Below are 23334 nucleotides of genomic sequence, written 5' to 3'. Positions count from 1 at the left end.
GCTCACCCGCATGGTGGAGATCCCCTACGGCAAGCGCATGAAGCCGCGGTACGTGCGGTTCCTGATCATCACGGTGGTCGGGGTCGCGCTGGTCGCGTTCGCCCTGGACATCCCGTGGCTGCTCATCACGCTGATCGTCCTGGGCGTGCTGAACACGATTGTCTGCGCGGGTGCTCTCTACGTGCTGACCAAGCAGCCGCACACCGTCTCCGGCGACGAGCTGCGGCTGCGCCAGCTGGGGTTCTTCGACTGGCGCATCCCGACCGCGGACCTCGGTTCCGCCCAGATCGCCGAGCGCACTCACAAGGGGCAGCGCAGCGTCGAGGTGATCGGTGACGCGCTCGTCATCCAGTCGCTGACCAGGACGAACGTGTCCGTGCCGTTCCACGAGCCGCAGCTCGTGGACCTCGGCAAGACGGGCGTGCGGCGGGTCGAGCGCGTGGAGTTCTGGGCGGACGACCCGGAACGCGCCGTCCGCGAGATCAACGCCCGGACTACTTAGGCTCCCACTTCTCCAGGTTCCACCACGGGCCCCAGGCCAGCGCGCCGTAGGAGTTCGGGTCGACCACCGGCTGGTAGCCGTTCCACGAGTCGCGCATCACGTACGCGTGCTCGGGGAAGACCAGCACCGCCATCGACGGCGCGGCGACGAACGCCTGCTGGAAGAGCTTGTACGCCACCGCGCGCTGCGCCGGGTCGATCAGCCTGCGGCCGTTCTCGAGCGCGGCGTCGGCGGCGGGGCTGCCCTGGCCGCGCAGGTCGTAGAGCATCAGGTCGGGGTCGAACGGCGAGCCCTCGCCGTACAGCAGCGCGTCCTGGGCCATCCGCGGGCGGATCGCCTCCCACGACAGGCCCGCGAGCTGCACGTCGACGCCCACGGCCTTGGCGTCGGCCGCGAACGCCGTGGCCAGGTCCGCGCGCAGGTCGTCGCCCAGCGGGTACATCAGCGTGAAGCGGGCGGCGACGCCCTCGCGGACCCGGATGCCGTCCGCGCCGGGCACCCAGCCGCCGACGTCGAGCAGCCGCGTGGCTTCGGCCTTGTCGAAGCGGAACTTCGCGGTGGGGTCGAACTCCTCGGCCAGCGCGTCCGGCACCGGCGTGTACGCGATGGTGCCCTTGCCGTCGAGCAGGCTGTCGATCATGCCCTGGCGGTTCGCGGCGAAGTTCAGCGCGAGGCGGACGGAGGCGTTGCCGGTGACCGGGTTGGCCGCGGGCAGCCGCACGGCGCGGTAGTCGGCGCTGCGGTGGTAGTTCACCTGCAGGCCCGACCTGGCGGCGAACTGCGTGGCGATCTTGGGCGGCAGCACCGTGCCGTCGAACTCGCCCTCCTGCATGCGGCCGGCGCGCTGGTTGTCGTCGGCGACGAAGACGATCGTCGCCTTCTTGACCTTCGGCGCGCCGTCGAAGTAGCCCTCGTTGGACTCCAGCAGCAGCCGGTCGCCCTTCTTCCACTCGACGACCTTGTACGGGCCGGTGCCGACGGGCTGACCGTCCGGGGTCGCCTGCTCGCTGGGCAGGACGCCGAGCACGAGCAGGTGCGGGAACGCCGCCTGCGTCTGCGTGAGGGTGAAGCGGACCGTCGACGGGTCGACCTGCTCGACGCTCTTGAGCGTGCTGAACCGGTCCTTGATCGGGTTCTGCAGCGCCGCGGTGTAGGTGGCGACGACGTCCTCGGCACCGAACGTGCTGCCGTCGGTGAACTTCACGTCGCCGCGCAGCTTGACCGTCCAGCTCAGGCCGTCGGCGGCCGGCTGCGGCAGATCGGCCGCGAGCCGCGGGGTCAGGGACCCGTCCTGGCGGTGCTCGACCAGCCCGTCGTAGATCTTCGACACACCCTGCGCGCCGTAGCCGAGCAGCGGGTTCAGCGTCGTCGGCTCGTCGCGGTCGGCCAGCACGATCGACGTGCCGTTCGACCCACCGTCGGGGCGGGGCGGAGCGGTCTCGGTGCAGCCCGCGACGGCCAGCAACACGACTAGGAGCAGTGGGGAACGCACGTTCGGACCCTACAGTGATCCCCATGCGCGTCGCCGTGAGTCAGATCAGCTCGACCACCGATCCCCGCTCCAACCTGGAGCTCGTCCGCGACGCGGTGCGCAGGGCCGAGGGCGCACGGGTCGTTCTGCTGCCGGAAGCGACCATGTGCCGCTTCGGCGTGCCCCTCGGGCCGGTCGCCGAGCCGTTGGACGGGCCGTGGGCTTCAGCGGTGCACGAGATCGCGGTCCAGCACGACGTCGTGGTGGTGGCGGGCATGTTCACGCCGTCCGGCGACCGGGTGACGAACACGCTCCTCGTCACCGGGCCGGAGATCCACGCCGGCTACGACAAGATCCACCTGTTCGACGCGTTCGGGTTCCAGGAGTCGCGGACGGTCGCGCCGGGGTCCGGCGTGGTGACGTTCGAGGTCGACGGCGTGACGCTGGGGGTGGCCACCTGCTACGACATCCGCTTTCCCGAGCTCTTCCGCGCTCTCGCCGACAAGGGTGCGTCCGCCGTGCTGCTCGGCGCCTCGTGGGGCGCCGGGCCCGGCAAGAAGGAGCAGTGGGAGCTGCTGGTGCGGGCGCGGGCGCTGGACTGCACGTCGTTCGTCGTGGCCTGCGGGCAGGCCTACCCCGGGGATCTCGGGTCGTCGGCGCCCACCGGGATCGGGTACTCGACCGTCGCCGATCCGTTCGGGAACATCGTCGTGCAGCTGTCGGACCAGCCCTCGGACACGATCGTGGACCTCGATCTCGACTCGGTGGCACAGGCCCGCGAAGTGTTGCCGGTGCTGGCGAACCGGCGCTTGACCTCCAGTTAGGTCGAGACCACAGGATCGGGGACATGACACTTCCCGAGCTGCCCGCTTTCGTCCGCAACCGCAAGGAACTCGACGGCTTCAAGCTCTACCGCACAGGGGGAATGGCGTCCGGGAGCAGGCCCGTGGGGTGCGTCGTCCTGGTGACGATCGACACCGACGACGAGGCCACCGCACGGGCGTGGGTCGACTCGGTGTTCGTGGCGCTCGCCAGCGAGCCGAACCCGCACCCCGGCGGCATCTCCGCCGCCTTCCACATCCGGGAGGACGGCAAGCAGGTGATCAACTACGCGGAGTGGGCCAGCGCGCAGGACCACATCGACGCGCTGTCCGACGGCAACGGAGTCGGCTCGAACACCGCCGACTGGCGCCGGGTGCAGAACTTCCCCGGCGCCCGCGGGGTCGGCGTCGAGCGGTACCGGCCGCCGCTAGCGCAGGTCCAGGCCCAGGTCGAGTGACGGGCTGGAGTGCGTGAGGCCACCGACCGCGAGGTAGTCCACCCCGGTCTCGGCGTACCGGAGGGCCACGTCGAGCGTGAGCCCGCCGGACGCCTCCAGCTGCACGCCGTCCGGACGCCGCCGCACGGCCTGAGCGCACTGCTCGGGCGTGAAGTTGTCCAGCAGCACCAGTTCCGCGCCCTCGGCCAGCGCCTCGTCGAGCTGGTCGAGGCTGTCGACCTCGACCTCCATCAGCAGTTCGGGCGCGTGCGCACGGGCCGCGCGGATCGCGGCGCCGACCGAACCGGCCGCGGCGACGTGGTTGTCCTTGATGAGGATCGCGTCACCGAGGCCCATGCGGTGGTTCACGCCGCCGCCGGCCCGCACCGCGTACTTCTGCAGCAGACGCAGGCCCGGCAACGTCTTGCGCGAGTCGCGGACGGCCGCGCCGGTGCCCTCGATCGCGCTCACCCAGCGGGCGGTCTGCGTCGCGATGCCCGACAGGTGGCAGATCAGGTTCAGCGCCGTGCGCTCGACGGTGAGCAGGCCGCGGGTCGGGCCGGTCAGCACCAGCGCCGGCTCGCCGGGGACGGCCTTGTCGCCGTCGGAGGCCTCGGAGAGCACCTCGACCTCGGGCAGGTAGCGCTGGAAAGCCGTGCGGGCGACGGAAACGCCGCACAGCACGCCCGCCGCGCGAGGGGTGATCTCGGCGGTGGCCACGGCCTTCTCGGGCACCGTCGCCAGCGTCGTGGCGTCGAGGCCGTAGCGGAGGTCCTCCTCCAGCGCGAGCTGGATGACCCGGTTCGCGTCGTCCCAGTCGATGCTGCCGTCGATGGTCATGCGACACCCTCTGCGAGAACAGGATCGGCCAGCACGGGCTGACCGGTCGGGGTGAGCCGGACGAGCTGGCTGCGCCGCCACGCCTCGGAACGCTCGGTGAAGTCCGTGCGCACGTGGCAGCCGCGTGACTCGGTGCGTTGCTGCGCCGCCGCGATCAGGGCGCGGGCGGCCGTGGTCAGCGCCGCGTCCTCGACCAGTTCGCGCGACTCCAGCTGCTTGTCCACAGTGGACACGTCGAGCACCGAGCCGACGACGGCCAAACCCTCGGCGTCACGGCCGATCGCGGCGTAGCGGGACATCACGCGTTGCAACAGGTCCCGGTCGGCGACCGGCGCGGTGGGCAGCGCGGGCTCGACCGACCGCGCGGGCGCGATCAGGCCGATGGCGATGTCGGCGGCGACGGTCTCGGCGGCACGGGTGCCGCAGACCAGGCCTTCGAGCAAGCTGTTGGAGGCCAAGCGGTTCGCGCCGTGCAGGCCCGTGCGGGCGACCTCGCCGATCGCGTAGAGACCCGTCACGCCGGTGCGGCCGTCGACGGTGGAGACCACGCCGCCGCAGGCGAAGTGCGCCGCCGGGGCGACCGGGATCGGGTCCACGGCCGGGTCGATGCCCACCGAGACGCAGGCCGAGAACACGGTCGGGAAGCGGGTCGCCATGTCGTGCAGCGCCGTCGCGTCCAGGAAGACGTGGTCGTCGACGCCGCCGGGTCCGGCCGCCATGTGCCGGGTGATCGCGGCCGCCACGACGTCGCGCGGCGCCAGGTCTTCGAGCGGGTGCACGCCCTTCATCACGCGGGCGCCGGTCGCGTCGATCAGCACGGCGCCCTCACCGCGCACGGCTTCCGTGACGAGCGGGCACCGGCCGCGGGCGCCGCGGCCCGTGTACAGAACGGTCGGGTGGAACTGGATGAACTCGACGTCCGCGGCCAGCGCGCCGGCCCTGAGCGCCAGCGCCAGCCCGTCCCCCGTCGCCACCGAGGGGTTCGAGGTCGCCTGGTACATCTGACCGAGGCCGCCGGTCGCGAGCAGCACGGCGGGCGCGGTGAGCACACCGGGCACGCCGTTGCCGTCGAGCACGAGCAGTCCGGCCACGGCACCGAGCGGCGTCTTCACCGCGTCGACCGCGACGTGGTTCTCCAGCAGGGGAACCCGTCCGTCCACAGTGGCCTTGAGCAGGGCGCGCTCGACCTCGGCGCCGGTCGCGTCGCCACCGGCGTGCACGACGCGGAACGCGCTGTGGCCGCCCTCGCGGGTGCGTTCGAGCAGGCCGTCCGGCTTCGCGTCGAACACGGCACCGCGCTCGCGCAACCGGGCGACGGCCGCGGGGCCGTCGGTGATGATCGCCGCGACGGCCGCGTCCTCGCAGAGGCCCGCGCCCGCCGTCAGCGTGTCCTCGATGTGCCGCGCGACCGAGTCGCCGACGTCGTGCTGGTCCTCCATGACGACGGCGACGCCACCCTGGGCCCACCGGGTGTTGCCGTCGTCTCCCGCGGCCTTCGTGACGACCAGGACCCGAAGTCCCAGCTCACGAGCCCGCAGCGCGGCGGTCAGACCCGCCACGCCGGTGCCGACCACGATCAGGTCGGCTCGCGCCTCCCAGCGCGCGGCCATCACTCACCGCCGCCGGGCTGGCCGATCTCGATCATCCGCTGCACGGCACCCTGGGCGCGCCGGGCGGTCTCCAGGTCGACGTGCACCTCGTCCAGGCCGTCACGCACGCAGCGCAGCAGCGCGGCCGGCGTGATCATCTTCATGTAGGTGCAGGACGCGCGGTCGTTCACGGCGCGGAAGTCGATCTCCGGAGCGGCCTTGCGCAGCTGGTGCAGCATGCCGATCTCGGTCGCGACGAGCACCTTGGTCGCCTTCGTCGAGCGGGCCGCGGTGATCATGTCGCCGGTCGAGAGGATCTTGACCTTCTCCGCCGGGACGATGCCCTCGCCGCTCAGGTACAGCGCGCTCGTCGCGCAGCCGCACTCCGGGTGGATGAAGAGGTCCGCCTCCGGGTTCGCGGCGGCGCGCTCGGCCAGCTCAGGGCCGTTGATGCCCGCGTGGACGTGGCACTCGCCCGCCCAGATGTGCATGTTCTCGCGGCCGGTCTCGCGCTTGACGTGCGCACCCAGGAACTGGTCCGGGCAGAACAGCACCTCGCGGTCCGCCTGGATCGACCTGACGACGTCGACGGCGTTCGAGGACGTGCAGCAGATGTCCGTCTCGGCCTTCACCTCGGCGGTCGTGTTCACATACGACACGACGACCGCACCGGGGTGCTCCGCCTTCCACTCGCGCAGCTGCGCGCCCGTGATCGAGTCGGCGAGCGAGCAGCCCGCGCGCTCGTCCGGGATCAGCACGGTCTTCTGCGGGGCGAGGATCTTCGCGGTCTCGGCCATGAAGTGCACGCCGCAGAAGATGATGGTCTGCGCGTCGGACTGCGCGGCGATCCGGCTCAGCGCGAGGGAGTCGCCGGTGTGGTGGGCGATGTCCTGGATCTCGGGCAGCTGGTAGTTGTGCGCCAGGATGACGGCGTCGCGCTCCTTCGCGAGGCGCAGCACCTCGTCTCGCCACGCGGCGTTCGGCTCGACTCCGCCGTACACACCCGACGCGGTTCGCTCCACGGTTGCGGTAGCGACCATCACTGCCTCCTCGATCCGGGGTTTTCGCCTACTGGTCGAAAACGTGGCCGATAGTATCAGCCAGGTGGCAGGTGTGGGGCACGAAGTTCTGGCCGCTGTGTTGCGGGTGAGAGGTGCGTCACTCCAGGTCATGCTGTGGGAGCGCGCTCGGGAACCACACGCTCACCGCTGGTCGTTGCCGGGTGGGGAGCTGCGGGTGGACGAGGACGTCGAGTCCTCCATCCGCCGTCAGCTGGCGGAAAAAGTCGACGTGCGACAGTTGTCACACGTCGAACAGCTCGCCGTGTTCAGCGCGCCCGACCGCGTTCCCGGTCCCCGCGTCGTGGCGACGGCGTTCCTCGGACTGGTGCCCTCGGACGTCGATCCCGAACGGCCGGCCGACACGGAGTGGCACTGCGTGGAGAAGTTGCCCGCGATGGCGTTCGACCACGCGTCGATCGTGCATCGAGCGCGGCACAGGCTCGGCTCGAAGCTGTCGTACACGAACGTCGGCTTCGCACTGGCACCACCGGAGTTCACGATCTCCCTGCTGCGCGACCACTACTCCGCCGCCCTGGGCTACCGCGTGTCCGCGACGAACCTGCAACGGGTGCTGTCACGGCGGTTGTTGCTGGAGCCCACGGGCGGTACCGCTCCCCCCGGACCGTCCGGCGGCCGCCCAGCGGCTTTGTTCCGGTTCAGCGCCAAGGCAATCTTGGTGACTGATCCGTTCGCCGTGCTCAGGCCGCCCGGATCCGGCCGTCCGGCGGGCGGGAGTGGCACCACGTAACGTTGGGCGCGTGGCAGAGACGCTTCCGTTGTTCCCGCTGGGCACCGTACTGCTGCCCGGGGCGTCCTTGCCGTTGCACATCTTCGAACCGCGCTACCGGCAGCTCGTCGTGGATCTCATGACCGGTTCCCTGTTCGGCCGGACGTTCGGCGTCGTGTGCATCAAGCAGGGCTGGGAGGTGGGCGCCGACAACATCCACTCGCTGCAGGACATCGGCTGCTCGGCCGACCTGCTGGACGCGCGCCCGTTGCCGGAGGGCCGCTTCGACATCGTGACGCGCGGGGTGCGCCGCTTCCGGCTGCTCGACGTCGACACGACGGCGGCGCCGTACCTGCTGGCCCACGTCGACTACCTGGACGACGCTCCCGTGCCCGAGGCGGCGCAGGAGGTCGTGCCGATCCTGGAGCGCGGCGCCCGCGCGGCCCACGAGCGGTACTGCGGCGCCGCTTGGCACCGCGAGGACTGGTCGGCGCCCCGGGACGACGTCTCGCTGGGGGATCTGTCGTACCTGCTGGCCGCTGACTGTCTGCTGCCCGTGGAGGATCGGCAGCGGTTGCTGGAGGAGAGGTCGCCGGCTCGGCGGTTGCGGCTGGTGCGGCGGATGCTGCACCGGGAGACCGGGATCCTCTCGGCTTTGAAGGCCGTTCCGGTGCCGTTGACCGAGTTCGGGCACGTGCCCAGCCCGAACTAGCCGAGAAATCCCTGGAACGCGGGCAGCACCTGGTTCGGGTGCTCGCCGGGGGTGAAGTGGTCGGCTTCTGCCACGAGGACCTTCTCCGCGTGCGGGAGCAGGTCCGCGAGCGCGCGCAGGCCTTCGGTGAGGTAGTCCGGCGACTTGGTGCCACCGACCAGCAACACCCTGGCCTCGAGAGCCTGGAAGCGCCGCAGGTCCTGTGCGCCCTCCTCCGTGATCCGGATGTCGTGCAGGAGTGTCGGCAGGCGGTCCAGCAGGTCCCGTTCCTCGTCCTGCCCCATGCGCAGTACCGCGGCGAGGAGACGGCTCGGCACGAAACGCAACGCGCGTGGGCCGAACTCCAGGCCCTTGACCAACGTGACCAAGGCTTCCACGCTCTGGCCCGCGTTCAGCTCCTTCTCGAACCTCGCGATGACCGCGGCTTTGCGTCTGGCCACGGTGATCGGGGGCTCGTAGGCGATGATGTGGGTGACGCCGGGTGTGCGGAGGGCCGTGTGCAGCGCGATCACGGCTCCCGAACTGAGTCCCAGGACGCGTTCCGCGCCGGTGGCCGCCAGGACCGCCTGCGCGTCTTCGACCTCGGCGGCGAGACCGTGGCCGGGTGCAGGCGGGCCGCTGCCGTCTCTGCCCCGGCGGTCGAGGACGTGCACGGTGGACTTGGCCGCCAGTGCGTTCGCCAGGTCCTGGAGTCCTGCGGCTTCTTCCATCGGACCGGGGACGACCAGGAGGCCGGGTCCGCTGCCGGTGGTGGTGTGGGTGACGGTGGTGCCGTCGACCGAGGTGACGATGTCTGCTCCCGGTGCTCGTGGCGTGCTGCCGTGGTCTGTGCGACCTGAACGCGTGGGTACGCGCGGATTGTTGAGCCGTGTCGGGGTGACCGGATGAGCCGTGTCGGGGTGACGGGGCGACCGGATGAGCCGTGACCGCGCACTGTTGGACCGCCCTCGCCGGATGAAAGCGACCGGCCCTCACCGGTCGAGCCGCCGTGCCGCGTGACGAGAGCCCGACCGCGCCGCCTGTCGAGAGCCCGACCGCGCGGCCCCGTTGAGAGCCCACGCGGCCCCGTTGAGCCCACCGCCGCGCGGACCGCCGGGAGCCCCAACGCGCGGCCGTTGAGAGCCCACTGCCGAGCGGACCGCCGAAAAACGACCACGCGGACCGCCGAGAGCCCGCCGCCGCGCGGATCGCCGAAAGCCGACCGCGCGGACCGTTGAGCCGCACCAACCGACGCCACCCAGTCCACTTCCCCCCGCCGATCGTCGGATCGTTGAATTGTGGCCTTGTGGGATTGTTGAACAATCCTTACTCTGAGTCCCACATCACACTCGACCACTCCTCCACCACGCTGCGAGGTGTCCCATGAGCACGTCCACGACCGAGGACACAGGCCGTTTCGCCTGGTTCCACAGTCTCGGCCAGAAGGGCAGGCGCGCGTTCGTCGGCGCCTTCGGCGGTTACGGGCTGGACTCCTACGACTACTGGGTCCTGCCCCTGAGCCTGGTCGCGATCACCGGCTACTTCGGCCTCACCAAGGCGGAAGCAGGCATGCTGGGCACGAGCACCCTGCTGATGAGCGCCATCGGCGGCGCGGTGGCGGGCGTCATGGCCGACCGGCTCGGCCGCTCCAGGACGCTGATCATCACGATCGCGGCCTACGCGTTCTTCACGGTGCTGTGCGGCTTCGCGACCAACTACGAGACCCTGCTGGTCTTCCGCGCCCTGCAGGGACTGGGCTTCGGTGGCGAGTGGGCGGCCGGGGCGATCCTCGTGGCCGAGTACTGCAAGCCGAAGTACCGCGGCCGCACGGTGGCGTTCATCCAGAGCGCGTGGGCGGTCGGCTGGGGGCTCGCGGTCCTCATCAACACGCTGGTCGCCACGCTGGCGGACCCGGCGATCTCCTGGCGCATCATGTTCTGGACGGGTGCGCTGCCCGCGGTCCTCATCTTCTACGTGCGCCGCAACGTCGACGACGCACCGGAGACCAAGTCCCAGCCCAAGGAACGCGGCACGTTCCCGAAGATCTTCCGGGGCCCGATCCTCAAGACCACGCTGTTCGCCGCGCTGCTCGCGACCGGTGTCCAGGGCGGGTACTACACGCTCGCGTTGTGGCTGCCGGCGTTCCTGCAGACCGGGCGCGGCCTCACGATCATCGGCACGGGCGGGTACCTCGCGTTCCTCATCACCGGCGCGTTCATCGGGTACGTGTCCGGCGGCTACCTCACGGACTACCTGGGGCGCAAGAAGACCTTCACGGTGTTCGCCGTCGCCAGCGCGGTGCTGATCGTCGCCTACACGCAGATCCCCAACGGTGCCAACACGTTGGTCATGTTCCTCGGCTTCCCGCTCGGGTTCTGCATGAGCGCCATCTTCAGCGGCTTCGGCAGCTACCTCAGCGAGCTCTACCCGACCCGGCTCAGGGGTACGGGACAGGGCTTCACCTACAACTTCGGGCGCGCGTTCGGTGCCGTCTTCCCCGGCGTGGTCGGGTTCATGGCGGACCGGCTCGGCATCGGCGGTGCGATGCTGTTCGGGGCGGCCGCGTACGGAATCGCCGTCATCGCACTCGTCTGGCTGCCGGAGACGGTCAACAAGGAGCTCGAATGACGACCGCGGGACGAGCGCCGGGACAGGCGCAGGCCAACCTGATCGCCATCCCGAAGGACTGGGCGTACGACTTCCTGCTCTTCACCCACCGCAACCCCAAGCCGTGCCCGGTGCTCGACGTGCTGGACGCGGGCGAGACGGTCAGCGCGCTCAAGCGGGACGCGGACGTGCGCACCCACGCGCCGCGCTACCGGATCTGGGAGTACGGCGAGCTCACGGCGGAACCCGAGAACGCGACCGGGTACTGGCGCGACGACCTGGTGACGTTCCTGATCGGCTGCAGCTTCACGTTCGAGACGGCGCTCACCAACGCGGGAGTGCCGCTGCGGCACGTGGAGCAGGGCAGGAACGTCTCGATGTTCGTCACGGACATCCAGTGCAGGCCCGCCGGACGGCTGCACGGACCGATGGTCGTGTCGATGCGCTGGATTCCGGAGTCCCTTGTGGACATCGCGCACAAGGTCACCGCGCTCATGCCGTCGGTGCACGGCGCCCCGGTCGGTGCGGGCGACCCCCGGATGCTGGGGATCGAGGACGTCGGCGCACCGGACTTCGGGGACGCCGTCGAGCACGAACCTGGTGACGTGCCGGTGTTCTGGGCGTGCGGGGTGACTCCTCAGGCCGTGCTGATGAAGTCCAGGCCGCCGTTCGCGATCACCCACGCGCCCGGTCAGATGTTCGTGACGGACATGCCCGACTTCGCCTACCGGGTCGGATAGGCGCCCACGAGGGCGGTGCCTCAGCCGAGGCGCCGCCCCAGGTCGTCGAGGCCGTTCCAGGCCGCGCAGCACCCGTAGGCCAGCGCGGCGGCGAGCGGCCACGCCAGGATTCCCCACCCCGTCTCCAAAACCGGCGCCACGAGCAACGTGTCGTTCGGCTTGATCTCCGCCGGGCTCGGGTACAGGCCGCCGGCCAGGCTCCCGCCGAAGTCCTGCGCGAACCACGCCGCGGCGAACGAGCCCGCCGTCATCGCCAGCATCACCACGGGGCCGCGCCGCTGCCGCATCAGCCACACCGCGATGCCCGTGATCACGCCCGCTCCGAGGCCGATCAGCACGAACACCATCAGCGCGTCGAGCCGGTGGTAGCTCTCCAGGCCGATCGGGTAGAGCTTGTTGTCCTGCGGCGACACGACCTTGAGCTGACCCGGCGCCAGCCGCGACCAGAGGAACCCGGCGGGGAAGGCACCGATGAACGTCGTCAGCGCCACCACGAGGCTCGGCAGCAGATCCCGCTTCACCACCACCTTCGGCCGTGGCCGGGGGTAGTAGTGGTAGACGTACGGCGGCTCCGGCACGGGTTCGAGGCGCACCGGCGCTGCTTCGTCGTCCATTCGCGAGAGGTTACTACCGAGCCGAGGTGATCTCGCCGTGGCGGCTGCAGCGCGCCGCCCAGCCGTCCGGGGTCACCTGGACGACCATGCGGCGCGCGCACTCCGAGCAGTACCGCGGCGGGTCGATCATCGACAGCCGCTGACGGCAGAACCCGTGGTCGCCGTCAGCTTCCTCTTTGCCGCAGAACGAGCAGTACGTCATCTGAGTCGTCGTCACAGGGTCTGGCTCAGCGCCTTGATGGGCATCGACAGCTCTTCGAGCATGTCGAGGTCCTGCTGCGCGGGACGGCCGAGGTTCGTCAGGTAGTTGCCGACGATGATCGCGTTGATGCCGCCGAGCATGCCCTGCTTCGCACCCAGGTCGCCGAACGTCAGCTCACGGCCGCCGGCGAAGCGCAGGATCGTGCGGGGCAGCGCGAGCCGGAACGCGCCGACCGTGCGCAGCGCCTCGGCACCCTCGACGACCGGGTAGTTCTCGTACGGCGTGCCGGGGTTCGGGATGAGGAAGTTCAGCGGGACCTCGTCCGGCTCCAGCTCCGCGAGCTGCACGGCGAACTCCGCGCGCTGCGCCAGCGTCTCCCCCATGCCGATGATGCCGCCGCAGCAGACCTCCATGCCGGCGTCGCGGATCATCCGCAGCGTGTCCCAGCGCTCCTCCCAGGAGTGTGTGGTCACGACCTCGGGGAAGTGCGAGCGGGCGGTCTCGAGGTTGTGGTTGTAGCGGTGCACGCCCATGGCCACGAGCTCGTCGACCTGCTCCTGCGTCAGCATGCCGAGCGAGCAGGCGATCTGGATGTCGTTGCCGTCCTCGCGGATGGCCTTGATGCCGTCGCGCACCTGCGAGAGCAGCCGCTTGTCCGGGCCGCGCACGGCCGCGACGATGCAGAACTCGGTCGCGCCGGTGTCGCGGGTCTGCCGCGCCGCGCGGACCAGGCCGGGGATGTCCAGCCACGCCGAGCGCACGGGCGAGGGGAACTGGCCCGACTGCGAGCAGAAGTGGCAGTCCTCGGGGCAGCCGCCGGTCTTGAGCGAGACGATGCCCTCGACCTCGACCTCGGGGCCGCACCAGCGCTCACGGACCTCGTGCGCCAGCGCGAGCAGCTCGGGGATGCGGTCCTCCGGCAGCTCCAGCACCTTCAGCACCTGAGCCTCGGTGAGCCCGACGCCTCGTTCGAGCACCTGCTCACGAGCTTCGTCGAGCACGTCGATCTGTTCCGGTGCTGCGGTCACGGTCTCTCCTCCTCTGTGGCCTGGCGAGCCAGTGTGCCTCACTGAATCCTTCATCGTGCAGCGATGTAGGTCACTGGACCGCGAATTGAGCCGCGAACGTCTCCGGGTCGAACTCCCCGCCGAACCAGGGTGAAAACGATCTCTTGGCGACGGCCAGGAAGTCCACGGGACCGAGCTTCGTCACACCCTGCGGCAGCGCGCCGAGCAGCGGAGCGCCCGCCGCCTCCGGCAGATCGGCCAGGTTCGTGAGCGAGGCGAGGTCGGGGTGCGGCGGCCAGCTGCCCACCACGACACCGATCGACTCGAGCCCACGCCGCTGCAACGCCTCGGCCGTCAGCGCGGTCGCGTTCAGCGTGCCGAGCCCGGCCTGGGCCACGATCAGCACGGGCGCGTTCACCGCCCACGCGATGTCGGCCAGCGTCGAGCCGCCCTCGTCGAACCGCACCAGCAGCCCGCCCGCGCCCTCGACCAGCACCAGGTCGTGGGTCTCGTCGAGCGCGGTGACCTCGGCGGCGACGTCCTTGGGGTGGATGGTGGCCATGCCCGCGCGTCTGGCCGCGGTGGCGGGGGCCAGCGGATCGGGGTATCTGGCCAGCTCACGGGTCGTCACGTCGCCCGCCAGCCGCGCCACCTCCGCCACGTCGCCGGGCTCGCCGGGCAGCAGGCCGGTCTGCGCGGGCTTGAGCACCGCGACCCGTCTGCCTTCTGCCCTGGCCAGCGCCGCGATGCCCGCGGTGACGGCGGTCTTGCCGACCTCTGTCCCGGTTCCGGTGATCACCAGCACGCTCACAGGTCCTCACCTTAGGACGTCACCTAACGTGAGGGCATGACCGACGAACTGATCGTGATGTACGGCGCCGAGTGGTGTGGCGACTGCCGCCGGGCCAAGGCGTGGCTGACCCGCAACAACGTGCCGTTCACCTACGTCGACGTCGAGCACGACGACGAGGCGCGCGACAGGGCGATCGAGATCTCCGGACGCAAGCAGATCCCCGTCGTCGTGCTCCCGAACGGCGAGTTCATGGTCGAGCCGACCGACACTCAGCTCGCGGCCGCGATCACTCCCTGACAGATCGCCGCGACGTCGTCGTCCGTGCTGACGAACGGCGGCATCGTGTAGATCAGGTCGCGGAACGGCCTCAGCCACACCCCCGCGTCGACCGCAGCCTTGGTGGCACGGGCCATGTCGGCGGGCTCATGCAGCTGCACGACGCCGATAGCGCCCAGCACGCGCACGTCCCGAACGCCGGGCAACGCGCGTGCGGGCGCGAGTCCTTCGGCGAGCCCGGCGGAGATGCGGGCTACCTCGCGCTTCCAATCCTGCGACAGCAGCAGGTCGATCGACGCCAGCGACACCGCCGACGCGAGCGGGTTGCCCATGAACGTCGGCCCGTGGGCGAGCACCGGCACCTCGCCCTTGCTGATCCCGTCCGCCACCCGCGTGGTGCACAGGGTGGCGGCCATCGTCATGTACCCACCGGTCAGCGACTTGCCCAGGCACATGACGTCCGGGCTGACGTTCGCGTGGTCGGCACCGAACAGCTCGCCCGTGCGGCCGAAGCCCGTGGCGATCTCGTCGAACACCAGCAGCACGTCGTGCGTGTACGCCAGTTCGCGCAGCACGTGCAGGTAGCGCGGGTCGTGGAAGCGCATGCCCCCGGCGCCCTGCACGACCGGCTCGACGATGATCGCGGCGAGTTCTCCGGCGTGTTCCTCGATCAGGCCGGCGAGGTGCTGGACGTACGCGGTGTCCATTTCGGCCGGTGGCGCGTCCGCGAACACCTGCTGCGGCAAGATTCCACGCCACAGCGAGTGCATGCCGCCGTCGGGGTCGCAGACGGACATCGGGTTGAACGTGTCGCCGTGGTAGCCGCCGCGCCACGTCATCAGGCGGTGCTTCTCCGGCCGGTTCTGCGAACGCCAGTACTGCAGGCACATCTTCACCGCGACCTCGACCGACACCGAGCCGGAGTCGCAGAGGAACACGTGCTGCAACGGCTCGGGGGTGATCTCGACGAGCTTCGCGCTGAGCCTGATGGCGGGCTCGTGCGTGAGCCCGCCGAACATCACGTGGCTCATCCTGCCGAGCTGCTCGGTGACGGCCGCGTCCAGCACGGGGTGGCGGTAGCCGTGGATGGCCGCCCACCACGACGACATGCCGTCGACGAGCTCGCGGCCGTCCGCGAGTTCGAGCCGGACACCCGAGGCCCCTGAAACGAGCAACGGCTCCTGGGTGCCCGGCATCGGGCCGTACGGGTGCCAGACGTGCGCCTGGTCGAGCTTCAGCAGGTCGTCCACCCGCAGCACATTAGGCGAGGCGCACGGGCAGGGTGTGCAGGCCGCGGATCAGCGTGCTGTCGCGCCACGCCAACATCTCCGGCTCCGCGGCCAGCGTCAGGTTCGGGAACCGGTCGAGCAGCTGCGTCAGCGCCACGTCGAACTCCAGCCGGGCCAGCGGCGCGCCGAGGCAGAAGTGGATGCCGTGACCGAACGCCACGTGCCCCTGCGCGGACCGCGTCACGTCGAGCCGGTCGGGGTTCTCGTACTTCGCCGGGTCCCGGTTCGCGGCGATCAGCGACACCATGAGGATCTCGTCGGCAGGCACGGTGACGCCGCCGAGGTCGAGAGGTTCCTTGGTGTAGCGGAAGGTAGCGACGTTGACCGGCCCTTCCAGCCGCAGGAACTCCTCCGTGCTCGCCGGGATCAGCTCCGGGCGGTCCTTGAGGATCTGCAGCTGTTCCGGGTTCTTCAGCAACGACAGCACCGCGTTGCCGATGAGGTTCACCGTCGTCTCGTGGCCCGCCACGAGCAGCAGGAACGCCATCGAGATCAGTTCCTCGGTGTTCAGCCGGTCACCGGAGTCGTCGGCGTGCACGAGAGCGGAGAAGAACGTGTCGTTCGGTTCGGCCTCGGCGATGGCCGTGACGTGCTGGAACAGGAAACCGGCCATCGCGCCCGCGGCGGCCTGGACCTGCTCGGGCGTGCCGAAGGTCAGCAGCTGGTTGGACCACTCGCGGAAGTCGTCGCGGTTGTCGATCGGGATTCCGAGCAGCTCGCAGATCACCGTGATGGGCAGCGGGAACGCGAAGGCCTCCAGCAGGTCGACCTCGTCGCCGTCGTTCAGCTTCGCGATCAGCTCGGCCGCGATCTCCTGCACGCGCGGGCGCATCAGCTCGATGCGGCGGGCGGTGAACGCCTTGGTCACGAGCTTGCGCAGCCGGGTGTGGCCGGGCGGGTCCATGTTGAGCATGTGGACGGAGAGCGTGGGCTCGATCTCGCGGCGCACGTGCGTCTGGGTGGCGTGCTTGGCCATCAGGTGGCCGCCGGCCTGGACGTTCTTGCTGACCCTGGGGTCGGTGAGAGCGATCTTCGCCTCGTCGTACCGGGTGACGAGCCAGGCCTTGAGGCCGTGCGGCAGGATCACTTCCCGCGCCGGCCCCTCGGCGCGCAACAGGTCGTTCACCTCGTGCGGGTTCTGGACGTAGTCGGCGGTCAACCGGGTGAGTGTCGTCACCTCACCCAGTTAACCCCGTTTACTCAACCGTCGCCACTATTTCGAGTCCGGCCGTTCCCTAACGGTGGATCGTGATGCCGCGGATGGTCTTGAGGTCACCGAAGAGCGACGGCGTGGTGTTGACCCGGAAGTTGCCCACCACCATCATCTCCTTCGACTTGTCGCGCTTCTGCACCTCCAGGTGCACGGCGACCTGACCCTCGTGCGACTTGAACACGCTCTTCAGTTCTTCGATCAGCTCCGGCGTCAGCGTCTTGGTCTGCAGGCCGAGGACCAGGGGCGGATCCGCGCCGGGGTTCGCCTCCGCGTCGCTGATGTCGAGCGGGACGACTCCGTCGCCGAAGATCGCCATCTTGTCGTCGCGCCAGTTCACCCGGCCCTTCACGCACACGGCGGAGTCGAGCTCCAGGTCGTCGCGCAGGACCTCGTAGGACTTCGGGAAGAACAGGACCTCGATGGACGCGTCCAGGTCCTCGATCACCGTGATCGCCCACGGCAGGCCGTTCTTGTTCACCCGGCGCTCGATCGACGAGATCATGCCCGAGACGATCAGCTCGCCTTCCTTGGGCGGATCGTCGAGCACGACCGCGATCGGCCGCGGCGCGTACTTGCGCAGGATCCGCTCGGCGCCGTCGAGGGGGTGCGAGGACACGTACAGCCCCAGCATCTCCTTCTCGAGGCTGAGCATCTGCTTGCGCGGGTACTCGTCGGTGCCGAACTTGAGGTGCGCGAGCGGTGAGGTGCTGTCGTCCTGGTCGTCGGCGCTGTCGCCACCGAACAGGTCGAACTGCCCCTCCGCCTCCTTGCGCTTGATCGGGACGACGGCGTCGACCGCGTCCTCGTGCACCTGGATCAGCGACAGCCTGGGGTGGCCGAACGCGTCGAACGCGCCGGCCTTGATCAGCGACTCGATCACGCGCTTGTTGCAGGCGACGAGCTCGGACTTGTCCATGAAGTCCGTGAAGGACGTGTAGTTGCCCTTCTCCCGGCGGGTCTTGATGATCGACTCGACGACGTTCGCACCGACGTTGCGGATCGCGCCCAGGCCGAAGCGGATGTCCGTGCCGACCGCGCTGAAGCGCAGCGCCGACTCGTTGACGTCCGGCGGGAGGACCTTGATGCCCAGGCGGCGGCACTCGGCCAGGTAGACCGCGGACTTGTCCTTGTTGTCGCCGACCGACGTGAGCAGGGCGGCCATGTACTCGGCGCGGAAGTTCGCCTTGAGGTACGCCGTCCAGTACGAGATCAGGCCGTACGCGGCCGCGTGCGACTTGTTGAACGCGTAGCCGGCGAACGGGAGGATCGTGTCCCACAGCGCCTGGATGGCCTCGTCGGAGAAGCCGCGCGGGTCGTTGCGCATGCCCTCCCGGAAGCCCTCGAACTCCTTGGCCAGAACCTCGGCCTTCTTCTTGCCCATGGCCTTGCGGAGCACGTCCGCGCGACCCATCGAGTAGCCCGCGACCTCCTGGGCGATGAACATGATCTGCTCTTGGTAGACGATCAGACCGTGCGTCTCGCCGAGGATCTCCTTGAGCGGTTCCTCGAGCTGCGGGTGGATCGGCTTGACTTCCTGGCGGCCGTTCTTGCGGTCCGCGTAGTCGTTGTGCGCGTTCACACCCATCGGACCGGGGCGGTACAGCGCGCCGACCGCGACGATGTCCTCGAAGGTGGTCGGCTGCATGCGGCGCAGCAGGTCGCGCATCGGCCCGCCGTCCAGCTGGAACACGCCGAGCGTGTCACCGCGGCCGAGCAGCGCGTAGGTCTCCGGGTCGTCGAGCGTGAGCTTGTCGAAGTCCGGGACCGCGTCCTTGCCGCGGTTGGCCTCGATGTTCTCGATCGCGTCGCCCATCACCGTGAGGTTGCGCAGCCCGAGGAAGTCCATCTTCAGCAGGCCGATGTTCTCGCACGACGGGTAGTCCCAGCCGGTGATGAACGAGCCGTCGTCGCGGTACCAGAGCGGGATGGACTCCGTGAGCGGGTCCTTCGACATGATCACCGCGCAGGCGTGCACGCCGGCGTTGCGGATCAGGCCCTCGAGACCGAGCGCGGTGTCGAAGATCTCCTTCACCTGCGCGTCGGTCTCCAGCAGCGACCGGACCTCGGCGGCCTCGCCGTAGCGCGGGTGGCTCTTGTTGACGATGCCGTTGAGCGGGATGTCCTTCGCCATGATCGGCGGCGGCAGCGCCTTCGAGATCTTGTCGGCGATCGCGAAGCCCGGCTGACCGTGGTGCACGCGCGCCGAGTCCTTCAGCGCGGCCTTGGTCTTGATGGTGCCGAACGTGATCACCTGCGCGACCTTGTCGGCACCGTACTTCTCGCTGGCGTAGCGGATCATCTCGCCACGACGGCGGTCGTCGAAGTCGATGTCGATGTCGGGCATGGCGGTGCGCTCTGGGTTCAGGAACCGCTCGAACAGCAGACCGTGCGGGATCGGGTCGATGTTCGTGATGCCCATCGCCCACGACACGGCGGCACCCGCGGCCGAACCACGGCCGGGACCGACGCGGATGCCCACGCTGCGGGCGTAGCTGATCAGGTCGGCGACGATCAGGAAGTACGCCGGGAAGCCCTTGTCGATGATGACCTGGGCCTCGAAGTCGCAGCGCTTGATGTACTCCTCGGGCACTTCCTTGCCGGCGAACCGCCACTCGAGACCGCGCCGGATCTCCTTGCGGAACCAGGACGCCTGGTCCTCGCCCTCGGGGACCTCGAAGTTCGGGATGCGGTCCTTGACGGTCCAGATGTCCTCGTAGGACTCGACCATCGACGCGACCAGCAGCGTGTTGTCGCACGCCTCCGGGAGGTCCTTCCAGATCTCCCGCATCTCCTCGGACGACTTCAGGTAGTAGCCGTCACCGTCGAACTTGAACCGGTTCGGGTCGGTCAGCATCTTGCCGGACTGGACGCAGAGCAACGCGGAGTGCGTGTCCGCCTGGTCCTTGGTGACGTAGTGGCTGTCGTTGGTGGCGAGCGGCGGGATGCCGAGCTTCTTGCTGATCTCCAGCAGGCCGTCGCGGACACGGCGCTCGATCTCCAGGCCGTGGTCCATCAACTCCAGGAAGAAGTTCTCCTTGCCGAAGATGTCGCGGTAGTCGGACGCGGCCTGGAACGCCTCGTTGACCTGACCGAGCCGCAACCGGGTCTGCACCTCGCCGGACGGGCAGCCGGTCGTCGCGATGATGCCGTCGGCGTGCTGCGAGACGAGCTCGCGGTCCATGCGGGGCTTGTAGTAGTAGCCCGTCTTGCTCGCCTCGGTGTGCAGCCGGAAGAGGTTCCGCAGGCCGTCCGCGTTGCGCGCCCACATCGTCATGTGGGTGTAGGCGCCACCACCGGAGATGTCGTCGCTGCGCTGACCGGGGTCGCCCCAGGCGACCGGCTTCTTGTGCAGGCGGTTGTGCGGGGCGAGGTACGCCTCGATGCCGATGATCGGCTTGATGCCGGTCTTCATCGCCGTTTGGTAGAACTCGTCCGACCCGTACATGTTGCCGTGGTCACTCATACCCACGGCGGTCATGCCGAGCCGCTCGGCTTCCTCGAACAGCGGAGCCACCTTGGCCGCGCCGTCGAGCATCGAGTACTCGGTGTGCACGTGCAGGTGCACAAACGAGTCCGCCACCGGCAACCCCCTTGTATGGCAAGCGTTTTAGCGCGAATGAGGGGAACGGGAAGGCCCCTGGCGCTCGTCGAGACTAGCCGACTTGTTCCGGCTCAAGAAGCCGACCCGCCAGCGAACCCGCGTTCTCCCGCCACAGCGAAAAAAGGCCGCATCATACGCCCTTCGACGGCCACCGAAGGCGCACGACAGCGCACGTTGTCTTGATCTCGATCGGGTACGCGGTGACACGGAGATCCGGAGCGACGGGTAGCGTTTCTTTCGTGGTGCCCCCCGATCCCGTAGACGCCCGCCTGCTCGCCGTTCTCGCCGAGTCAGGTCGCGCCGCCGTGCACGAGATCGCCCAGCGCCTGGGCATGGACCCGCGCGAGGCCGCCATGCGCCTGATCACCCTCTCGGGCAGCGGACTGCCGTTGCTGGTCGGGGTGGAGTGCGACCCGAACGGTGTGCGCAGGGCCCTCGCGAACGCCGCCGCCTACGGCAACTACATGGGCGGCCCGCCGTCCGGCCCCTACGCGGTGCACCAGAGCGGCCCCCACCCGGTCCAGCAGCCCTACGGTCCGCAGGCTCCGATCAGCCAGCCGTTCCCCGCCCAGCAACCGCCGCAGGCGACGTGGGGCCCGCCCCAGTCCGCGGGCTGGGTGCGCGCGGACCAGCCGCAGCCCAAGCCCGTCGTCTCGCGGACCGGCAAGATCGGCTCGGCGCTGGAGGCGGACAGCCTCGAAGGCGCCCGGCTCACCATCCAGCTGGTCGAGGTCGTCGACCCGGCCGACTTCCTGTTCACGGCGGCCGGCTACAAGCTCGCCGAGGGCGAACGGTCCGTGGTCGTGCACACCGAGGTGACGAACACCTCGCAGATCCCCTACACCTCGCTGCCGGACATGTACCTGGTCCTCGTGACCAAGACCGGTGAGACCGTGACGAAGGCGCCGGTCTCGCTGTCCTCCCGGCCCGCGCACAAGCTCGGCGTGCAGCCGGGCGAGACGGCGGGCGGGCACAGCGTGTACGTGCTGCCGGAGGAGACCCAGGTGATCCAGGTCCGCTGGAGCGTGCGCCCCGAGGTCGACCTGAACACCCTCGTCTGGACCGTCGACGACTAGAGCAGTTCCAGTGCCGCCGCGTGCACGCCCGGCGCGGCCGCCAGGTACTCACGGCTGGTCAGCTCCCACGGCTTGCCGTCCAGATCGGTGACGACGCCGCCCGCCTCCTGCACGAGCAACACACCTGACGCGTGCGCGCGCACGTTGTCGTACTGCCAGTGCAGGTCCATCCGTCCGGCGGCGACCTGGGCGAGCTGGTGCGTCACCGGCACCGAGATCCGGACGTAGAGGGCCTGCTTCGCCATCGCGCTGTAGGAGGCGCCGACCCGATCGGCCATCTCCGGGCCCTGACCGGGCTGGGCCTGGCCGGTACCGGCCAGTGCGCCGTCCAGCGACGTCTTGTCCGAGACCGTCAACCGCACGCCGTTCAGGAACGCGCCGCCGCCCTCGGTGGCCGTGAACATCTCGTCGAACAGCGGGAAGTACACGACCGCGAGCACCGGGCGGCCGTCGCGGACCAGGCTCACGCCGATGTTCCAGTCGGTCATGCCCTGGACCGCGTTCATGTTGCCGCCGACCGGGTCGACGAGCCACCACTCCCCGGAGCCCAGGGCACCGGAGCCGTGCTCGTCGTCGAGCCAGCGCGCCCGCGGGTGGATCCCGGCCAGTTCCGGCCTCAGCAGGTCGACGACAGCGGCGTCGTTGGCTTGGACGGCTGCGACGAGTTCCGTGAGAGAGGACGTGCGGGATTCGGTCGAGTAGCGCTTCAGCATCCGCTCTCCGGCACGGCGGACGGCGGCGGTGGTGGCTGCGAGCACGGTTTCCTCCAAGATTGGCTGTTATGCAAGCGGATCTGAACCTGCTGACGGTGCTGGACGCCCTCCTCGAAGAGGGCAGCGTGATGGGGGCGGCGGAACGGCTGCACCTGTCGTCGCCCGCGGTCAGCCGGACGCTCGGGCGGATCAGGAAGGTGACCGGCGACGACATCCTCGTGCGGACCGGCCACTCCATGACGCCCACGCCGTACGCGCTCGGGATCGCCGACGAGGTGCACCGGCTGGTGCGGCAGGCCAACGCCGTGCTGGCGCCGAGCCGTGAGCTGGACCTGGCCGAACTGGAGCGCACGTTCACGATCCAGTGCCACGACGCCCTCGCCTCGTCGGTGGTGCCCGCGCTGATCGGGCGGATCGCGGAGCAGGCACCGGGAGTGCGGCTGCGGGTGCTCGCCGAGCACTCCGCCGACACCGACGACCTGCGGCACGGGCGGGTCGACCTGGAACTCGGCGGCGGCACGCCCGAACTCCCCGAGTTCCGCTCGGAGACCCTCGGCACCGACGCGCTCGCCGTGGTCATGCGGTCCGGACACCCGTGTGCCGAACTGGATCTGCGCGCGTACGCCGCCTATCCGCACGTGGTGGTCTCGCGGCGTGGCCGGCTGACCGCTCCGATCGATGACCTGCTGGCCGCGGAAGGGTTGCGGCGCAAGGTGATCGCGACCGTGGCGACGGTGCACTCGGCGGTGCAGATCGCGGCCGCGAGCGATGCGCTGGTCACCACCACGGCGATCTTGTGCCGGCCGTTGATCGAGGCGTTCGGGCTGGTCACCCGGCCGCTGCCGGCCGAGTCGCCGGAAGCGCCGATCAACTGCAACTGGCACCAGCGCTACGACTCCGACCTCGCCCACGCGTGGCTGCGCGACCAGGTGCGGACGGTCGTCGGCGAGGTCCTAGTGTCCTGATTCATTAATTCGTGTGCAGGCGTAGGGTTCGGTGGCATGCCGAACCCGAAGCTGCCTGAGTTGCTGCTGTCCGATGACGAGGCCGGCGTGTTGCGGGGC

The 23334-nt window shown here is 69.7% G+C and carries 23 protein-coding genes; 10 read left to right on the top strand and 13 right to left on the bottom strand.

The annotated features are described in order from the left end of the window. The first annotated feature begins 10 nt into the window (after nucleotides 1-10). Entirely contained in the window at nucleotides 11-502 is a 492-nt protein-coding gene (locus AB0M48_RS25890; RefSeq protein WP_363846629.1) for a hypothetical protein, read from the top strand. On the opposite strand, the gene AB0M48_RS25885 is transcribed toward AB0M48_RS25890, so the two are convergent. After that, nucleotides 495-1994, bottom strand: a complete 1500-nt coding sequence (locus AB0M48_RS25885) for an ABC transporter substrate-binding protein (RefSeq protein WP_363846627.1) — start codon at nucleotides 1992-1994, stop codon at nucleotides 495-497. The two genes, AB0M48_RS25890 and AB0M48_RS25885, sit on opposite strands and share 8 nt — an antisense overlap. 23 nt (nucleotides 1995-2017) lie before the next feature. On the opposite strand from AB0M48_RS25885, the gene AB0M48_RS25880 reads away from it, so the two are divergent. Both AB0M48_RS25880 and AB0M48_RS25875 read left to right on the top strand, forming a co-directional pair. Beyond that, entirely contained in the window at nucleotides 2018-2797 is a 780-nt protein-coding gene (locus tag AB0M48_RS25880) for a carbon-nitrogen hydrolase family protein (protein WP_363846625.1), read from the top strand. A 23-nt stretch (nucleotides 2798-2820) separates the two neighbouring features. Continuing rightward, the gene (locus tag AB0M48_RS25875) at nucleotides 2821-3252 is read left to right on the top strand and encodes a hypothetical protein (protein WP_363846623.1); all 432 of its coding nucleotides are present in this window, start codon (nucleotides 2821-2823) and stop codon (nucleotides 3250-3252) included. On the opposite strand, the gene nadC is transcribed toward AB0M48_RS25875, so the two are convergent. Genes nadC through nadA form a run of 3 tightly spaced genes read right to left on the bottom strand, consistent with a single transcriptional unit; the run spans nucleotide 3223 to nucleotide 6700 of the window. Then, nucleotides 3223-4071 carry a carboxylating nicotinate-nucleotide diphosphorylase gene (nadC, locus tag AB0M48_RS25870; RefSeq protein ID WP_363846621.1) on the bottom strand — a complete coding sequence of 283 codons (849 nt, stop codon included), beginning with the start codon at nucleotides 4069-4071 and terminating at the stop codon, nucleotides 3223-3225. The genes AB0M48_RS25875 and nadC overlap by 30 nt on opposite strands. After that, a complete protein-coding gene (locus tag AB0M48_RS25865; protein ID WP_363846619.1) occupies nucleotides 4068-5681 on the bottom strand; it encodes an L-aspartate oxidase in 1614 nt (537 codons plus the stop codon). The genes nadC and AB0M48_RS25865 overlap by 4 nt, the downstream gene beginning before the upstream one ends. Continuing rightward, nucleotides 5681-6700 carry a quinolinate synthase NadA gene (gene nadA / locus AB0M48_RS25860; RefSeq protein ID WP_363846617.1) on the bottom strand — a complete coding sequence of 340 codons (1020 nt, stop codon included), beginning with the start codon at nucleotides 6698-6700 and terminating at the stop codon, nucleotides 5681-5683. The genes AB0M48_RS25865 and nadA overlap by 1 nt, the downstream gene beginning before the upstream one ends. Before the next feature lie 100 nt (nucleotides 6701-6800). Between nadA and AB0M48_RS25855 the strand changes: the two genes are divergently transcribed. Both AB0M48_RS25855 and AB0M48_RS25850 read left to right on the top strand, forming a co-directional pair. Continuing rightward, nucleotides 6801-7469 (top strand): NUDIX domain-containing protein, encoded by a 669-nt coding sequence (locus tag AB0M48_RS25855; protein ID WP_084401696.1) that lies wholly within the window; start codon nucleotides 6801-6803, stop codon nucleotides 7467-7469. 10 nt (nucleotides 7470-7479) lie between these two features. Then, entirely contained in the window at nucleotides 7480-8160 is a 681-nt protein-coding gene (locus tag AB0M48_RS25850) for an LON peptidase substrate-binding domain-containing protein (RefSeq protein ID WP_363846615.1), read from the top strand. Here the strand turns inward: AB0M48_RS25850 and AB0M48_RS25845 are convergent. Continuing rightward, complete coding sequence (locus AB0M48_RS25845) at nucleotides 8157-8870, bottom strand: alpha/beta hydrolase (protein WP_363846613.1); 714 nt, start codon at nucleotides 8868-8870, stop codon at nucleotides 8157-8159. The genes AB0M48_RS25850 and AB0M48_RS25845 overlap by 4 nt on opposite strands. 652 nt (nucleotides 8871-9522) lie before the next feature. Between AB0M48_RS25845 and AB0M48_RS25840 the strand changes: the two genes are divergently transcribed. Next, nucleotides 9523-10767 (top strand): MFS transporter, encoded by a 1245-nt coding sequence (locus AB0M48_RS25840; RefSeq protein ID WP_363846611.1) that lies wholly within the window; start codon nucleotides 9523-9525, stop codon nucleotides 10765-10767. Continuing rightward, a complete protein-coding gene (locus tag AB0M48_RS25835) occupies nucleotides 10764-11486 on the top strand; it encodes a putative hydro-lyase (protein ID WP_363846609.1) in 723 nt (240 codons plus the stop codon). Before AB0M48_RS25840 ends, AB0M48_RS25835 begins: the two co-directional genes overlap by 4 nt. A 20-nt stretch (nucleotides 11487-11506) precedes the next feature. Here AB0M48_RS25835 and AB0M48_RS25830 read toward each other — a convergent pair whose 3' ends face one another. The 4 genes from AB0M48_RS25830 to bioD all read right to left on the bottom strand — a co-directional run bounded on the left by AB0M48_RS25830 (nucleotide 11507) and on the right by bioD (nucleotide 14120). Beyond that, a complete protein-coding gene (locus tag AB0M48_RS25830; RefSeq protein WP_363846607.1) occupies nucleotides 11507-12100 on the bottom strand; it encodes a DUF2567 domain-containing protein in 594 nt (197 codons plus the stop codon). A 13-nt stretch (nucleotides 12101-12113) separates the two neighbouring features. Continuing rightward, nucleotides 12114-12302, bottom strand: a complete 189-nt coding sequence (locus AB0M48_RS25825; RefSeq protein ID WP_266043698.1) for a hypothetical protein — start codon at nucleotides 12300-12302, stop codon at nucleotides 12114-12116. A gap of 11 nt (nucleotides 12303-12313) precedes the next feature. After that, a complete protein-coding gene (bioB, locus tag AB0M48_RS25820; RefSeq protein WP_191302858.1) occupies nucleotides 12314-13330 on the bottom strand; it encodes a biotin synthase BioB in 1017 nt (338 codons plus the stop codon). Between the two features lie 70 nt (nucleotides 13331-13400). Next, nucleotides 13401-14120, bottom strand: coding sequence for a dethiobiotin synthase (gene bioD, locus AB0M48_RS25815; protein ID WP_363846604.1), 720 nt, complete (start codon nucleotides 14118-14120; stop codon nucleotides 13401-13403). Between the two features lie 36 nt (nucleotides 14121-14156). Between bioD and AB0M48_RS25810 the strand changes: the two genes are divergently transcribed. Then, entirely contained in the window at nucleotides 14157-14399 is a 243-nt protein-coding gene (locus tag AB0M48_RS25810) for a glutaredoxin family protein (protein WP_363846602.1), read from the top strand. Here the strand turns inward: AB0M48_RS25810 and AB0M48_RS25805 are convergent. From AB0M48_RS25805 to dnaE, 3 genes are read right to left on the bottom strand one after another with little or no spacing between them, the layout of a single operon-like run. Continuing rightward, a complete protein-coding gene (locus AB0M48_RS25805; protein WP_363847142.1) occupies nucleotides 14372-15634 on the bottom strand; it encodes an adenosylmethionine--8-amino-7-oxononanoate transaminase in 1263 nt (420 codons plus the stop codon). The two genes, AB0M48_RS25810 and AB0M48_RS25805, sit on opposite strands and share 28 nt — an antisense overlap. 4 nt (nucleotides 15635-15638) lie before the next feature. Next, complete coding sequence (locus tag AB0M48_RS25800) at nucleotides 15639-16844, bottom strand: cytochrome P450 (protein WP_363846600.1); 1206 nt, start codon at nucleotides 16842-16844, stop codon at nucleotides 15639-15641. Between the two features lie 58 nt (nucleotides 16845-16902). Then, nucleotides 16903-20466, bottom strand: coding sequence for a DNA polymerase III subunit alpha (gene dnaE / locus AB0M48_RS25795; RefSeq protein WP_363846598.1), 3564 nt, complete (start codon nucleotides 20464-20466; stop codon nucleotides 16903-16905). 254 nt (nucleotides 20467-20720) lie between these two features. On the opposite strand from dnaE, the gene AB0M48_RS25790 reads away from it, so the two are divergent. After that, entirely contained in the window at nucleotides 20721-21557 is an 837-nt protein-coding gene (locus AB0M48_RS25790; protein ID WP_363846596.1) for an AsnC family protein, read from the top strand. Here the strand turns inward: AB0M48_RS25790 and AB0M48_RS25785 are convergent. Then, the gene (locus AB0M48_RS25785; RefSeq protein ID WP_363846594.1) at nucleotides 21554-22315 is read right to left on the bottom strand and encodes an inositol monophosphatase family protein; all 762 of its coding nucleotides are present in this window, start codon (nucleotides 22313-22315) and stop codon (nucleotides 21554-21556) included. The two genes, AB0M48_RS25790 and AB0M48_RS25785, sit on opposite strands and share 4 nt — an antisense overlap. A 23-nt stretch (nucleotides 22316-22338) precedes the next feature. On the opposite strand from AB0M48_RS25785, the gene AB0M48_RS25780 reads away from it, so the two are divergent. Continuing rightward, complete coding sequence (locus AB0M48_RS25780; protein ID WP_363846592.1) at nucleotides 22339-23235, top strand: LysR family transcriptional regulator; 897 nt, start codon at nucleotides 22339-22341, stop codon at nucleotides 23233-23235. The last annotated feature ends 99 nt before the right edge of the window (nucleotides 23236-23334 follow it).

Origin of the sequence: Lentzea sp. NPDC051208 (genome assembly GCF_040682435.1) — a bacterium.
Taxonomy (GTDB): domain Bacteria; phylum Actinomycetota; class Actinomycetes; order Mycobacteriales; family Pseudonocardiaceae; genus Lentzea; species Lentzea kristufekii.
The sequence above is the reverse complement of the archived record's forward strand: the minus strand, read 5'-3'. Positions and strand labels throughout refer to the sequence as shown.